The organism is Psychrobacillus sp. BM2, from assembly GCF_048572895.1.
Taxonomy (GTDB): Bacteria; Bacillota; Bacilli; order Bacillales_A; family Planococcaceae; genus Psychrobacillus.
Genome location: NZ_CP183878.1, coordinates 2,881,180 through 2,895,016, shown reverse-complemented (window position 1 = coordinate 2,895,016; position 13,837 = coordinate 2,881,180). Strand labels below are relative to the sequence as shown.

The window sequence follows — 13,837 nt, the reverse complement described above, 5'->3', positions numbered from 1 at the left end:
CGTAGGAGGAATTTAAAATGACTGAAGATAAAATTTATGATGTAATTATAATTGGTGCCGGACCTGCAGGAATGACAGCTGCGGTCTATACCTCTCGTGCAAACCTATCCACTCTAATGATCGAACGTGGTATTCCAGGTGGACAAATGGCGAACACGGAGGAAGTGGAAAACTATCCTGGATTTGAAATGATCTTAGGACCAGAGCTTTCGACTAAAATGTTTGAACATGCGAAAAAGTTCGGTGCTGAATACGCATACGGTGATGTTTCAGAAATTATTAATGGAGAAGCTTACAAAACAGTTAAAGTTAGTGGGAAAGAATATAAAGCTTTAGCTGTTATTATTTCTTCTGGTGCGGAATATAAAAAAATGGGTATTCCGGGAGAAACAGAACTAGGTGGACGCGGAGTAAGTTACTGTGCAGTCTGTGATGGAGCATTCTTTAAACAGAAAAACCTTGTAGTTGTTGGTGGAGGGGACTCTGCTGTTGAAGAAGGTGCCTTCTTAACTAAATTTGCAAACAAAGTAACGATTGTGCATCGTCGTGACGAGCTACGTGCACAAAAAATTCTTCAAGACCGTGCGTTTGCAAATGAGAAAATTGATTTTATCTGGAATACAACATTAAAAGAAATTCATGGAAAAGATGGAAAAGTAGCAAGTGTTACTTTAGTGTCTACCGTGGACGGTACTGAAAGAGAATTTGAAACAGATGGCGTATTCGTATATGTTGGAATGCTTCCATTAACAAAACCTTTCGGAAATTTAGGCATTTTAAATGGTAATGGATACATTGTAACAAACGAAAAAATGGAAACAACTGTACCTGGGATATTCGGCGCAGGGGATGTTCGTGAGAAAATGCTTCGTCAGATTGTCACTGCTACAGGAGACGGAAGTATTGCTGCACAAGCTGCGCAACACTATATTGAAAATTTAAAAGACAAAACAATCACAAACGTTTAATTTAATTTTATCTTAATCGTATTGTAATAGTCTTGAAATAAATAAAGTGTATAGTAAAGAATATAAATTGACCCCCTTTTTATATAAGAAACATTTGGACAGGCTGTTTCGCGATTTTAATCGTGGAGCAGCCTCTTTTTATGAAAAATAATGTATAATATAGTGTATTAACACATGAAAGATGTGGAGTGAAGATTTGTGCAAAGAATAGCAAACCTACTCGTATGTAAAGATAATAAAGTACTACTATTAAAAAAACCAAGAAGAAATTGGTATGTAGCACCAGGCGGTAAAATGGAGATGGGCGAATCTATTTTAGTTTCTGCAGTAAGAGAATTTACAGAAGAAACAAACGCTGTTCCTATTCAACCTCATTTAAAAGGAATTTATACAATGGTCATTGAGGAAGACGGAGAGTGCATAGATGAGTGGATGTTATTTACCTTTATCGCTAAAGACATAGAGGGAATCCCTTATGAAGTAACGACAGAAGGTATCTTGGAATGGCATTCAGTCGAGGATTTACACCATCTTCCTATGGCTGAAGGAGATCGAACAAATCTATTATTTGCAGCTCAAGAAAAAGGTATGCAATATGGAACATTTGTATATACACCAGACTTTTCTCTTATAAAGGAAACGATTCAGCAATCAACGGAGGGAGAATGAGTAATGGATAGTCTTCAAAAGCATGAAACGGAAGTTGTAATTATTACAGGAATGTCGGGTGCTGGGAAGACTGTGGCTATCCAAAGTTTTGAAGACCTTGGCTATTACTGCATTGATAATTTACCGCCAGAGCTATTGAGTACGTTCATCAAACTAATGATAGATTCCAACAAACAGCCACGAAATATTGCGGTTGTGATGGATTTGCGTGGAGGGGAAATGTTCAACTCCTTAGCAGAATCTGTTAATGATTTAGAAGCGGCAACAACTGTTACACCTAAATTATTATTTTTAGATGCGGGAGACGAGATATTAGTAAGACGGTACAAGGAAACACGTCGTTCTCACCCCCTTGCTAACTCTGGATTACCTCTAGAAGGTATAAAAAAAGAAAGACAAATGCTTTCTGATTTAAAAGGAAGAGCTCAATATATTTACAACACTACTAAGATGAAACCACGAGAACTAAGAGAGAAAATTCAAGAAGAGTTTTCTTCTCAGGGCGATCAAGTATTTACGGTTAATGTCATGTCCTTTGGATTTAAACATGGTATACCGATAGATGCTGATTTAGTATTTGATGTGCGCTTTCTTCCTAATCCCTATTATATAGAAGAGCTACGTTTGAAATCTGGGCTAAACGAAGAGGTATCCAGCTACGTTTTAAAATGGGTAGATACTAAAACATTAATCGAGAAGCTAACGGATTTGTTCCATTTCATGATTCCTCAATACAAAAGAGAAGGCAAAACCCAGCTAGTCATTGCATTTGGATGTACCGGAGGACAGCATCGCTCTGTTACGTTAGCAGAATACTTTGGAAAGTCATTGAAAGAAGAGGACAAAACCATTATTACACATCGTGATGTTGTCATTAGAAAGGAATGAAGGAATGGAACCTACAGAACACCGTAAAAAACTAGTTATACTCGGTGGAGGTACGGGTCTGTCTACGTTACTTCGTGGCTTAAAGAAATTTCCGCTGGATATTACGGCAATCGTAACGGTTGCAGATGACGGAGGAAGCTCAGGGAGACTTCGCGACGAATATGACATACCCCCTCCAGGAGATGTACGAAATGTACTGGCGGCTCTTTCAGAAGTAGAGCCCTTAGTGGAGGAAATGTTTCAATATAGATTTTCTCAATCTAAAGAATTGGAAGGGCATTCATTAGGTAATTTGATGTTAGCCGCATTAACCTCCATAACAGGTGATTTTGCTCATGCCATAACTGAGATGAGTCGAGTGCTAAATATTCGAGGGAAAGTATTACCTGCAGCCAATCAAGTAGTAACATTGCATGCACTGTTTGAAGATCAAACAACTATTAAGGGAGAATCTAAAATCCCTTGCTATGGTAAAAAGATTGAAAAAGTGTTTATTACTCCTCCAGATGTAAAACCGTTGCCAGAAGCGATTAATGTCATCCGACAGGCTGACGTTATCGTTATTGGTCCTGGAAGTTTATATACGAGTATTTTACCAAACCTATTAGTGCAAGATATACAAAAAGCGATTAGACAATCCAAAGCAAAGAAAGTATATATTTGTAATTTAATGACACAGGCTGGAGAGACGGGTAATTATTCTGCATATGATCATGTCAATGCACTAATTGATCATGTTGGAGAGAACTTTTTGGATGCTGTGTTAATAAGTAAGGAAGAAATTCCTGAAAATGTGAGATATTTATATAAACAAGAACAGGCATCTCCTGTTAAAATAGATATTGATCAATTAGAAACATTGAATATTGATATAGTAAAAAAAGACATTGCAGTCGTTCGTGACGGTGCAGTTCGTCATGATGCTACGGAAGTAGCGAAATGGCTTGTAGAATACGCAGACGGGTTAAAAGTTTAACCGTCGAGGAGAAAGGGGGAAACGGAATATGTCGTTTGCTTCTGAAACTAAAAAAGAGATGACTCAGGAGGAATCTGAGCCTTGTTGCGCAAGAGCAGAGCTTTCTGCACTTATACGCATGAATGGATCACTTTCATTTAGTAACAAAATGCTAAGCTTAGACGTTCAAACAGAAAATGCAGCTATAGCTAGAAGGCTATATACACTCATAAAATCGTTATATCCATACCAAGTTGAATTACTTGTTCGAAAGAAAATGCGATTGAAAAAGAATAATATTTATATTTGCCGTATTCGAGAAGGTGCAAAAAGTTTGTTAGAGGACCTTCAAATTTTAAAGGATGGCTTTCAATTTGAGTATTCAATCTCTAAAGAACTAGTTAAAAAAAATTGCTGTAAACGAGCTTATTTAAGAGGAGCCTTTTTAGCAGGAGGATCGGTTAATAATCCGGAAACCTCGTCTTATCACTTAGAAATTTATTCTTCTTATAAGACACATAGTGATGCACTGGTGGATTTGATGAATGAATATGAACTAAATGCGAAAACAATTGAACGAAAAAAAGGGTTTGTGGCTTATTTAAAGGAAGCAGAAAAGATTTCCGACTTTTTAAGTATTGCGGGAGCGCATAGAGCTTTACTGAAATTTGAAGATGTTCGAATTATACGAGATATGCGAAATAGCGTAAACCGCCTTGTCAATTGCGAAACGGCCAATCTGAATAAAACAATTAGTGCAGCCATTCGCCAAGTGGACAATATTAGGTTTATCGAGAATTCTGTCGGTTTAGACCAGTTACCTGAAAAACTTCGTGAAATTGCTAGGTTACGAGTAGAGTATCAAGATGTTACACTAAAAGAACTAGGAGAAATGGTTTCTTCTGGAAATGTAAGTAAATCAGGTGTTAATCACCGATTGCGAAAAATAGATGAAATAGCAGATGCGCTCCGTAATGGAGAGTCAATATAAAGAAATGGGGAGTAGACAATGGCAGAACAGCAGGTGGAAGTAAAATTATCTTCAGGACTTCAAGCAAGACAGGCTGCACTTTTTGTACAGGAAGCAAATCGTTATATTGCAGATGTCTATTTAGAAAAAGATACTAAAAAAGTAAACGCAAAGAGCATCATGGGAATTATGAGCTTGGCAATCGGCAAAGGAACAAAAGTAAGTTTAAGCGCTGATGGTTCCGATGCGGAGGAAGCAGTAGAAGCTTTAGGTAAATTCATCTCGAGTGAATCATAAAAAATGAACGGCCTCACTAGTCACTTTAGACGAAAGGGCTATTTTTTTTTGAGAAAATGCTCCAGGTATCTTGAAAAAATTCCGCTGCTGTTTTCTGTTTCAGCACGGGAGACAGGTCCATCCACCCGAGCAAGCCGGTTACCCGCCCGGTAAACCATCGAACGCCCGAGCAATTGGCGTATCCGCCCGAGCACGAGAGCCATGCGCCCGAGCAAGCCGGTTATCCGCCCTGCAAACCATCGAACGCCCGAGCAACTGGGTTATCCGCCCGAGCACGAGAGCCATGCGCCCGCGGAAGTCGGTTATCCGCCCGGTAAACCATCGAACGCCCGAGTAACTGGCGTATCCGCCCGCGAAAGTCGGTTATCCGCCCGGCAAAATATCGGACGCCCGAGCACGAGAGCCATGCGCCCGCGGAAGTCGGTTATCCGCCCGAGCACGAGAGCCATGCGCCCGCGAAAGTCGGTTATCCGCCCGAGCAAGCCGGTTACCCGCTCAGTAAACCATCGAACGCCCGAGCAACTGGCGTATCCGCCCGGGCACCAGAGCCATGCGCCCGCGGAAGCATGTTATCCGCCCAATTGAAGGGATTAGATTCATTGGAATTGATAAAGTAACAACGTTCAAAAAAATCCCAAAGGACTATCCCCTGGGATTTTCATCTATTAATTATGCTTTTTTTATTTCTCTACGATTCATAATGTGATCGATAAGACCATATTCTTTTGCACGTTCAGCAGTCATGAAGTTATCACGATCTGTGTCTCTTGCTATTACTTCGATTGGTTGACCAGTGCGTTCAGAAATAATGTGGTTTAACTTATCGCGTAAATGTAAAATACGTTTTGCAGCAATTTCGATTTCTGTTGCTTGCCCTTGTGCTCCACCAAGTGGTTGGTGAATCATTACTTCTGCATTAGGAAGCGCATAACGTTTACCTATTGTTCCGGCAGTAAGTAAGAACGCTCCCATAGAAGCAGCCATACCGATACAAATTGTTTGGATATCTGGTTTGATAAACTGCATTGTATCATAAATTGCCATACCAGCTGTGATACTTCCGCCTGGGCTATTAATGTAAATAGAGATGTCTTTATCTGGATCTTCTGCTTCTAGGAATAATAATTGAGCAACGATAGAGTTTGCAACGTTGTCATCAATACCACTTCCAAGCATAATAATGCGGTCTTTTAATAATCGTGAGTAAATGTCGTATGCACGTTCTCCACGATTAGTTTGTTCAATAACTGTAGGAATTAAATTCATCCTGATTGCCTCCTTCAAAGGTGGTTTAGTATAGTTTACTGAGAAAAGTTCCCTCAGTTGTAACTTTATCATACACATTATGGTCAAGGAAGGTCAAATATTAAGCTTGAAAATGTTTGCTTGAATTATATTCCTTCTATTTGTATAATAGATAAGTCGCTTGCCCTTGTAGTGTAATGGATAACACACAAGCCTCCGAAGCTTGGAATGTGAGTTCGATCCTCGCCGAGGGCATATTGTTTCAACGGTTTCACTTAGAATCTACGTGATATTATTGCGTAGATCATGTAATAATATCACGTAACCCTTCGTTTATTTTGCGATAAAGCAAAATAAACGGAGGGTTTTTTATTCTTTTAAAAAATAGTAGACCCTAGTTTAACCCATACGATCATCAAAAAGATACATACTTTAAAGAGAATTTATTTTAAAATGAGGAGCGAAGTAGAATGGTTTTACCATATGGAAATGAATGGCGAGAGGAAAGTCCGCATCGGCAAGAAGGCTATCCTAGGTATCCACATTACCAAAGATACCCGTATTATCCACAATACTCACATTACCCATATTACCCACAATACCCGCAATACCCACACTACCCACATTACCAAATGCACCCATATTATCCGTGGAATCAGGGATATGGCTACCCATGGTCACATGGGAATTATGGTAGTTCTGGCCATGGTTATTCACAACATTAATTTGTTTAACAAATAGAGAGAGGGATTTCCCCTTTCTTTATTTGTTTTCTTTATTTCTTCTATCGTACGATACTGCGTATGCCTCATGTCTAAAATGGAGAATTGGATCATCTGGTAATTCGATACCTTTGCCAACGATAGTAGGGTCGAACAAAATGCTTTCTGCTGGGAATATTTTTTTATTTATGGTTAATTGACCTACTAAAACTTTTTGTCTATTTGTTGGCCAAGTGTCGGTAGGATCATCTGTGGAGTCTGTGTCCTCAGCTATTCGAATATATAGCTCGAACGATACAGTTCCTTTATCGAGTCGTTTCTCCAATTCCTCGCTTAAATAATTTTTAGACAAACTAATACGATCGAGTATGGAAGTTGATTTTTCCTCTTTCAATGGTTGCCACTCGTATTTTACAGCCTGACGCTTACCTTCCGCATTAACTAAATAGAAGGCATGTATAGGGTAGTAATTTAGAGCTGCGTAACTAATTGGTGGCTGCTTTAGCTGTTCCTTGAGTGCGAGCAATGTATTCTTATGCTCTGGGAAGGTAGTGAGAAGCTGTACAATTCCTAAACCCAAGTCAATCGAATGTACACCAGTTTTATGAGAACCTAAAATTTTGAGCATTTCAACAAATGTTTTTGGATCTTTTGTTATGAACATAGGGATGGTCGCACACACTTGTTGACTAATAGAACCGTCTGGTTGATGAAAATGGATAGACATTCCTTTTGCCGGAGATAGGAAGTCTGCTGCAGTAGGATCTGGAGGGCTATTAGAAAAACGGACTGTAGCTGATACTGGTTCTTGCTGCAGATGTCCTGCTATCGTATATGGAATAGCATTGCCATTTGGAGTAAAAATAGCTTCATAAAATACTCCCTTTGCATGTGCCCGACGATAGCCAGGAAACTTTCCTTGAATTTGTTCTAATGTATGAACAGCATCTTGTGGTAATGAATTACTCATCAAAATCACCTCGGTTTTTAGAATATAACGATAGATTCTACTTAATAATCATTACCACTGAATACTTTAACTAAACAATGAAGTACTTAAAAATAGTTATTTTCAGCAAATAGAATGTTCAGTAGGGAAAATCCAAACTCCTTTTAATCATTTTGGGCATTTACTTGCGGTGCATAGGGGTTTACTTGCTCTTCTGAGAGATTTACTTGCACTCTTTATTGGATACTTGCGTTCAATCGTTGTTTACTTGCTAAACGGAAAATTCATCCAAATGATAATTGGGGAATTTTCAAGGTCAAAGCATATGAAACTTAAATTACCTTGTTCCGTAAATAATAATAGGTTTTGTATTTTCGATTTAAAGGTACAATAATACTATAATTATTTAAGAGGTGAACACGATGAAAAAATTACTAGTTCCAATTATTATTGTCATTGCAATTATTGCTGTTATTGCAGGAATATTTATGGCAAGTTATAACGGATTTGTAGACAAAGAAGAAAATGTAAATAATGCGTATGCACAAGTGGAGAACCAGCTACAACGAAGAATGGATTTAATACCAAACTTAGTTAATACAGTTAAAGGTTTTGCAGCACATGAAGAAGAGGTTCTAGGGAACATAGCAGATGCTCGAACTAAATTGGCGGGAGCGGGATCGCCAGAAGCACAAGCAGCTGCGAATGATGAGCTATCGGGAGCTTTGAGTAGATTATTAGTTGTTGTGGAGAATTATCCAGATCTTAAGGCAGATGCAAACTTCAGACAATTGATGGATGAACTTGCTGGGACAGAAAACAGACTTTCTGTTGCAAGACAAGATTATAATACAGTTGTTTCGGAGTACAATAAAAAAGTAAAACGTATGCCGGGGAGTATAGTAGCTTCTATGTTTGGCTTTGATGAGAAGGAATATTTCAAAGCAGCAGAGGGAGCGAAGGAAGCACCAGTAGTAGATTTTGAAGGAGATGGAGAGTGATGAGGAAAAGTGCACGTGCCATTTCACTTGCGCTTCTCCTCACTTTATTATTTCCATTGATAACGCTTGCTGTATCTGATTTTCCAGATGCTATACCAGGAGAACTATATGTTCAGGATTTCTATAATGTTCTATCGGAAGAACAGGAGAAGGAAATTGAAACACTTGGACAAAATTTAGAAAATGCTACTGGTTCTCAAATTGTCGTAATGACTGTCGAGTCTCTAAAAGGGCAGGATGTGGCAACATATGCGGTAGATGTGATGCGTGGATATGGTATTGGAGATGAAGAGAAGGATAATGGAGTTCTTTTTATCTTGGAAATGGATCCTAATAAAAAGGGTAACCGCGATGTTTATATTGGTGTCGGTTACGGTTTAGAGGGTGCTTTGCCCGATGGAAAAGTGGGGAGAATATTAGATGAATATACATACCCTTTTCTAGAGCAAGGTGATGCGCCGGGGGCTGTACTTTCTACTTATAAACTTTTATATAACCAGGTTGCAACAGAGTATGGTTGGGACGGAGAGTTGGCAACACCACAGGAGCCTTCTCCCCTTGCTGGCTCTACAGGCGGTGGATTTTCCTTTTCTACAATCATTGTAATAGCAGTTGTTATTTACTTAATTATTACGATGATGAGAGGAGGCGGAGGCGGTACTGGTTCAGGTGGAAGACGTAATAGCACTGGAATGTTCGGGCCAGGTGGTTTCGGTGGAGGCTTTGGAGGAGGTAGAAGAAGTTCTGGCGGTGGCTTTGGAGGTTTTGGTGGCGGCAGCTCCGGTGGTGGAGGAGCAGGTCGTAAGTGGTGAAATAAGCTTATCTTGAATAAAGTCTCAAAAGGAAAAAACCAACAATCAGTTGGTTTTTTTCATTATTAATGTTTCATTGTTATGCTAGAGTTATTTGATTTTTATCGGATGTACATCCGTAGAGATTTCTCTCTGTTTTTTCAATCGAGTAAATCTTACTATTGGAGCAAAGAGTATTGAAAGAACTGTATCCCCTATAGAGGGTGTTCTTACATCTTAATTGCTTTCAACATATTCGCTAAAATTGCTTATTTTCACTCGAAGATTTACTCCATCCCCATCTTGAGTTATGTTATATCTACCTATTTTCCCGGGCTCTGATGTAGAAAAGATAAATTCTTCTCGCACTGTATGAAAAATTCTCTGTCCTTGGTTATTTGTTAGGGAGATCTCTATGATGGGACGATAGATTGTTGGATGATCTTTTTCCTGTACAATTTTGACGTTTTCTAAATGCATTTCTAGGTCATTATCTATTAGATAATGATTATATTTGAAAACTAAATTTGAACTGATAGCATTTGTTAGCATGTTATCAGTAAAGTATTCTCCAAAAGTGATTTGATAATAATTCATAAAATCTTTATATTCTTTTGATTCTAAAAGTTGATCGTACTCTTCTTGAGTCTCTGTTTTCGTTGTGCTCTGGAGGTTCCACCAATCGTTCAATAAGCGTGAAATTTCCATATCTGGTCCATTATATTCTTTTTCTAGTACTGCTTTAATAACTTCTTCATTAGTAAGGGCTTGAGTTGCTTGCTCTGTTTCCGAAGGATTGATAAAAGTAATGACTAGAAAAGAGGCAATCGCTACTATGGCTAACGAAATAAACATAGGGAGTATATGGCGTTTTCTTTTTGTTTCTATTTTAGCCTTTAAGGATAGCCACGTATTTTCCTCCGCTTCTTCGGTACGCTCCACGGTTTTCATTTCTTCAAAAAGCTCATCGAATTCTTTTGATGGTTCCATTTGCATGACCTCCCTCCTGATGAAATTCCTTTTTAAGTGCCTCAAGTGCTCGGGTCGTTTTCATCTTTACTTTTGCCTCGGTCCAGCCAAGTATATAGGCGGTTTCCTGAATCGAATATTCTTGTATTTTGCGTAGGAGCAGGACTTCTTGGTAGTCTTTTTTTTGTTTACTTAAGGAGTGATACATTCTAGTAAGCTGCTCCTTTTGTTCAAATCGACTCTCTGGGGAGAGGTCGTTTGTTTCTGTGTCATGTTCTTTCCCGAAAGTGAAAAATTGTATAACTCTTTTCCTTCGAAAATAGTCATAGGTCACATTACGTGCTATTTTTAATAGCCAAGTAACAGTTGAAGCTTGCTTGTTAAAGCCGTCTAGCCCTTTATATGCTTTATAAAATGTTTCTTGTGTAAGATCCTCGGCACATTCTTTGTGACGTATAAGAAAATATATATAGCTATAAACTCTATCGCTGTGCTCTTTGTATAGCTGTTCCATTTCCATCTTCTGACCTCCCTTATTGCTATAGACGAATGGATAATTAAAAAGTATCGCTTTATTTTTACCTATTTAGGGAATAACAACTTTAACAGTACTATAATAAACATATATCAAATGATTTTCGAAAGGAATGGTATAAAAAATGATTGTCCATTTTTACACAAGACCAGGCTGTCATTTATGTGATGATGCAAGGCTGATGCTAAAGCTTGTAAGGGAAGATGTTGTATTTGAGATTAATGAAGTAAATATTGAAGAGGATGATGTGCTACATGAAAAATATATGCTGATGATTCCAGTCATCAAATTGGAAGATAAAATTATTCAGTATGGGCAAGTAGATTACGCGACTATTTTGGAAGCATTACTTTGATGATTTTATAGGCAATCGCAAGTTGAAGAGGTCAAATCGCAACATAGGACCTCATAATCGCAACATAAGAATTTTTGGAATAATTTTCTTTTCGATGATGTTTCAAATTCTTGCTATTGGGAATATATTAATGTAAGCTTAATTTAGAAATTAAATTTTTTTAAGTGCATGGGACAAAAAAAGTAATGGTGGGACAATAACGTCACAATTAGTTGGGATGTGAAAAATGGATTCGTTACTACAGGCTCAGTTAAAGCTAATGCCTGAGATGAGCATCTTGTTACAAAAAAGGTATCGAATACTTCAAACGATTCAATTGTCTGCTGGATCCGGTCGAAGAGTGATTGGTGACCTTTTAGGATTGTCAGAAAGAGAAACTAGAAAAGAATTAGACTTTTTGCGCAATCAGGGATTTATAGAGATATCGAGAGATGGAGCTAGTATAACTTCTAGTGGAAATGATTTATTGATAGAGCTTAAAGAAGTTGTACGAGAATGGTCTGGTAGATTGCAACTTGAACAATCACTTGCCAATTATTTAAAAATAAAAGAAGTGATAATTGTTCCAGGAAATGTAGATACTAATACAAATACTGCGTTGCTTCAGTCAAAAGAAGCGGCAAAATATTTGGAAAGTATATTATCAGATGAGTCCATCATTGCTGTAACTGGCGGAACAACGATTGCTTCCATTTCGAATTATGTTCATCAAACTGATAAGTGGAAGAGACTATTATTCATAGCTGCAAGAGGTGGAGTTGGTAAGGATGTTCGCCTTCAAGCCAATACGATTGCCTCTTTATTTGCCAATAAAATGAATGGTTCTTATCGAACGTTATACATGCCGGACAGCCTGAGTGAGGAAGCTTACTCTACGATGAAAAACGAACCTTTTATAAAAGAAATGATGGATTTATACGAACGAACTAATATCATTATTCATGGTATTGGGGATGCACTTGAGATGGCTCACCGAAGAAATTCTAGTTTAGAAGAAATGCAACGTTTGAAAGAAATCGGTGCAGTTAGTGAGGCCTTTGGATATTACTTTAATGACCAAGGTGAAGCAGTACACAGAATTCGCACGATTGGAGTTCAACTAAAGCAATTAGGAAATATGGAGCATCTTCTAGCAGTAGCTGGAGGCACTAAAAAAGCAAATGCTCTATTATCATATTTTAAACAAGCACCAGCTCAAACGGTTTTAGTTACCGATGAAGGTGCAGCACGAGAAATGATACAAATAATTGAACAAAACAACTAGGAGGAATTTAAAATGACAGTAAAATTAGCGATTAATGGTTTCGGACGTATTGGACGTAAAGTATTTAGAGAAGCTTTAGAACAAACAGAATTAGAAGTAGTAGCGATCAATGATTTAACAGATGCTGCAATGCTTGCACATCTATTGAAATATGATTCAGTTCATGGAATTTTGAATGCAGATGTTTCTTCTGAAGGAGATTATCTTATTGTAAACGGTCAAAGCATTCGCGTGTTCGCTGAAAAAGATCCTGCAGCATTACCATGGAAAGAGCAAGAAATCGATATCGTTATTGAATGTACTGGAATTTTCAGCACAACTGAAAAAGCTAGCAAGCATATTGAAGCTGGAGCTAAAAAAGTAATTCTATCTCAGCCTGCTAAAGACGATATGCCTACTTTTGTTATGGGTGTAAATGCGGATCAATATAATCCTGAAACAGATCATGTAATTTCAAATGCATCTTGTACAACAAACTGTTTATCACCACTTGCAAAAGTGTTGCAAGATCAATTTGGTATTAAACGTGGAATGATGACAACAATCCATTCATACACAAATGATCAACGTATTTTAGACTTACCACATAGTGATTACCGTCGTGCTCGTGCAGCTGCAGAATCTATGATCCCAACTACAACAGGTGCAGCATCAGCTGTTGCAAAAGTACTTCCTGAACTAAAAGGGAAATTGGATGGTATGGCAATCCGCGTACCAACACCGAACGTTTCTCTAGTAGACTTTGTAGCAGAGCTTGAAAAAGACGTAACAGCAGAAGAAATAAATGCAGCGTTAAAACAAGCTTCTGAAAACGAATTAAAAGGGATTCTTGATTTCAATGAACTTCCATTAGTATCTATCGACTATAATGGAAATACTGCTTCTTCAACAGTTGATGGACTTTCAACTATGGTACTTGGCGACAATATGGTGAAAGTATTATCTTGGTATGATAACGAATCAGGATATTCAGCACGTTGTATCGACCTAGCATTACTTATGGCTAAAAAAGGACTATAATTTTTTTCGTATTTGACTAAGAAAAACACATAACATGAATGTGGCTTTTCGTGGCGAATCGATAGAATTACCTCTATAATGAAAAAGGGTAAAGGAGCCAGGGATTACCCCTAGCTCCTTTTTTTAACAGAATATCTGTCTAGCTTCAACGCCCAGCCCTTCGAGTCGCTTCAGACTTGCGAATAAAGGCAAAGGACGCCTTTACTTGCAAGTCTTCCAGCGCTTGTCAGGGCTTTCGT

Annotated in this window: 15 protein-coding genes and 1 tRNA gene; 12 read left to right on the top strand and 4 right to left on the bottom strand. The window is 38.2% G+C overall.

What is annotated here, in order from left to right:
• The first annotated feature begins 17 nt into the window (after positions 1-17).
• The 6 genes from trxB (at position 18) to ACN6MX_RS14185 (ending at position 4,747) form a co-directional block, all read left to right on the top strand.
• On the top strand, positions 18-968 hold the full coding sequence (gene trxB / locus ACN6MX_RS14210; protein WP_419959520.1) for a thioredoxin-disulfide reductase: 951 nt from the start codon (positions 18-20) through the stop codon (positions 966-968).
• Between the two features lie 198 nt (positions 969-1,166).
• Positions 1,167-1,637 (top strand): NUDIX hydrolase, encoded by a 471-nt coding sequence (locus ACN6MX_RS14205; RefSeq protein ID WP_419959519.1) that lies wholly within the window; start codon positions 1,167-1,169, stop codon positions 1,635-1,637.
• Between the two features lie 3 nt (positions 1,638-1,640).
• Entirely contained in the window at positions 1,641-2,525 is an 885-nt protein-coding gene (gene rapZ, locus ACN6MX_RS14200; protein WP_419959518.1) for an RNase adapter RapZ, read from the top strand.
• Between the two features lie 4 nt (positions 2,526-2,529).
• Positions 2,530-3,501, top strand: a complete 972-nt coding sequence (locus ACN6MX_RS14195; protein ID WP_419959517.1) for a gluconeogenesis factor YvcK family protein — start codon at positions 2,530-2,532, stop codon at positions 3,499-3,501.
• Between the two features lie 28 nt (positions 3,502-3,529).
• On the top strand, positions 3,530-4,471 hold the full coding sequence (gene whiA / locus ACN6MX_RS14190; RefSeq protein ID WP_419959516.1) for a DNA-binding protein WhiA: 942 nt from the start codon (positions 3,530-3,532) through the stop codon (positions 4,469-4,471).
• Positions 4,472-4,489: 18 nt separating this feature from the next.
• Positions 4,490-4,747 carry an HPr family phosphocarrier protein gene (locus ACN6MX_RS14185; RefSeq protein WP_419959515.1) on the top strand — a complete coding sequence of 86 codons (258 nt, stop codon included), beginning with the start codon at positions 4,490-4,492 and terminating at the stop codon, positions 4,745-4,747.
• A gap of 669 nt (positions 4,748-5,416) precedes the next feature.
• Here the strand turns inward: ACN6MX_RS14185 and clpP are convergent.
• Positions 5,417-6,013, bottom strand: a complete 597-nt coding sequence (clpP, locus tag ACN6MX_RS14180; RefSeq protein WP_419959514.1) for an ATP-dependent Clp endopeptidase proteolytic subunit ClpP — start codon at positions 6,011-6,013, stop codon at positions 5,417-5,419.
• Between the two features lie 162 nt (positions 6,014-6,175).
• On the opposite strand from clpP, the gene ACN6MX_RS14175 reads away from it, so the two are divergent.
• Positions 6,176-6,247: transfer RNA gene (locus ACN6MX_RS14175), tRNA-Arg, on the top strand.
• A 507-nt stretch (positions 6,248-6,754) separates the two neighbouring features.
• Here ACN6MX_RS14175 and ACN6MX_RS14170 read toward each other — a convergent pair.
• Entirely contained in the window at positions 6,755-7,684 is a 930-nt protein-coding gene (locus ACN6MX_RS14170; protein ID WP_419959513.1) for a catalase, read from the bottom strand.
• Positions 7,685-8,085: 401 nt separating this feature from the next.
• Here ACN6MX_RS14170 and ACN6MX_RS14165 point away from each other — a divergent pair, with 401 nt between their 5' ends.
• Together ACN6MX_RS14165 and ACN6MX_RS14160 are read left to right on the top strand one after the other, a co-directional pair.
• Entirely contained in the window at positions 8,086-8,664 is a 579-nt protein-coding gene (locus ACN6MX_RS14165) for a LemA family protein (protein ID WP_419959512.1), read from the top strand.
• Positions 8,664-9,476: a TPM domain-containing protein gene (locus ACN6MX_RS14160; protein WP_419959511.1), complete on the top strand. Its 813-nt coding sequence runs from the start codon at positions 8,664-8,666 to the stop codon at positions 9,474-9,476. Before ACN6MX_RS14165 ends, ACN6MX_RS14160 begins: the two co-directional genes overlap by 1 nt.
• Positions 9,477-9,692: 216 nt before the next feature.
• Here ACN6MX_RS14160 and ACN6MX_RS14155 read toward each other — a convergent pair whose 3' ends face one another.
• Positions 9,693-10,445, bottom strand: coding sequence for a hypothetical protein (locus ACN6MX_RS14155; RefSeq protein WP_419959510.1), 753 nt, complete (start codon positions 10,443-10,445; stop codon positions 9,693-9,695).
• Positions 10,420-10,944 carry an RNA polymerase sigma factor gene (locus ACN6MX_RS14150; protein ID WP_419959509.1) on the bottom strand — a complete coding sequence of 175 codons (525 nt, stop codon included), beginning with the start codon at positions 10,942-10,944 and terminating at the stop codon, positions 10,420-10,422. Before ACN6MX_RS14150 ends, ACN6MX_RS14155 begins: the two co-directional genes overlap by 26 nt.
• Before the next feature lie 139 nt (positions 10,945-11,083).
• Between ACN6MX_RS14150 and ACN6MX_RS14145 the strand changes: the two genes are divergently transcribed.
• The 3 genes from ACN6MX_RS14145 to gap all read left to right on the top strand — a co-directional run bounded on the left by ACN6MX_RS14145 (position 11,084) and on the right by gap (position 13,598).
• The gene (locus ACN6MX_RS14145) at positions 11,084-11,314 is read left to right on the top strand and encodes a glutaredoxin family protein (protein ID WP_419959508.1); all 231 of its coding nucleotides are present in this window, start codon (positions 11,084-11,086) and stop codon (positions 11,312-11,314) included.
• Positions 11,315-11,540: 226 nt separating this feature from the next.
• Positions 11,541-12,578, top strand: coding sequence for a sugar-binding transcriptional regulator (locus ACN6MX_RS14140; protein ID WP_419959507.1), 1,038 nt, complete (start codon positions 11,541-11,543; stop codon positions 12,576-12,578).
• A 12-nt stretch (positions 12,579-12,590) separates the two neighbouring features.
• Complete coding sequence (gene gap, locus ACN6MX_RS14135; protein ID WP_419959506.1) at positions 12,591-13,598, top strand: type I glyceraldehyde-3-phosphate dehydrogenase; 1,008 nt, start codon at positions 12,591-12,593, stop codon at positions 13,596-13,598.
• Positions 13,599-13,837 lie beyond the last annotated feature (239 nt).

Excerpts from the sequence above, each read along its gene's own strand:
- trxB (WP_419959520.1), top strand. The coding sequence starts at position 18 with ATGACTGAAGATAAAATTTATGATGTAATTATAATTGGTGCCGGACCT.
- rapZ (WP_419959518.1), top strand. The coding sequence starts at position 1,641 with ATGGATAGTCTTCAAAAGCATGAAACGGAAGTTGTAATTATTACAGGA.
- ACN6MX_RS14195 (WP_419959517.1), top strand. The coding sequence starts at position 2,530 with ATGGAACCTACAGAACACCGTAAAAAACTAGTTATACTCGGTGGAGGT.
- whiA (WP_419959516.1), top strand. The coding sequence starts at position 3,530 with ATGTCGTTTGCTTCTGAAACTAAAAAAGAGATGACTCAGGAGGAATCT.
- ACN6MX_RS14185 (WP_419959515.1), top strand. The coding sequence starts at position 4,490 with ATGGCAGAACAGCAGGTGGAAGTAAAATTATCTTCAGGACTTCAAGCA.
- clpP (WP_419959514.1), bottom strand. The coding sequence starts at position 6,013 with ATGAATTTAATTCCTACAGTTATTGAACAAACTAATCGTGGAGAACGT.
- ACN6MX_RS14170 (WP_419959513.1), bottom strand. The coding sequence starts at position 7,684 with ATGAGTAATTCATTACCACAAGATGCTGTTCATACATTAGAACAAATT.
- ACN6MX_RS14165 (WP_419959512.1), top strand. The coding sequence starts at position 8,086 with ATGAAAAAATTACTAGTTCCAATTATTATTGTCATTGCAATTATTGCT.
- ACN6MX_RS14160 (WP_419959511.1), top strand. The coding sequence starts at position 8,664 with ATGAGGAAAAGTGCACGTGCCATTTCACTTGCGCTTCTCCTCACTTTA.
- ACN6MX_RS14155 (WP_419959510.1), bottom strand. The coding sequence starts at position 10,445 with ATGGAACCATCAAAAGAATTCGATGAGCTTTTTGAAGAAATGAAAACC.
- ACN6MX_RS14150 (WP_419959509.1), bottom strand. The coding sequence starts at position 10,944 with ATGGAAATGGAACAGCTATACAAAGAGCACAGCGATAGAGTTTATAGC.
- ACN6MX_RS14145 (WP_419959508.1), top strand. The coding sequence starts at position 11,084 with ATGATTGTCCATTTTTACACAAGACCAGGCTGTCATTTATGTGATGAT.
- ACN6MX_RS14140 (WP_419959507.1), top strand. The coding sequence starts at position 11,541 with ATGGATTCGTTACTACAGGCTCAGTTAAAGCTAATGCCTGAGATGAGC.
- gap (WP_419959506.1), top strand. The coding sequence starts at position 12,591 with ATGACAGTAAAATTAGCGATTAATGGTTTCGGACGTATTGGACGTAAA.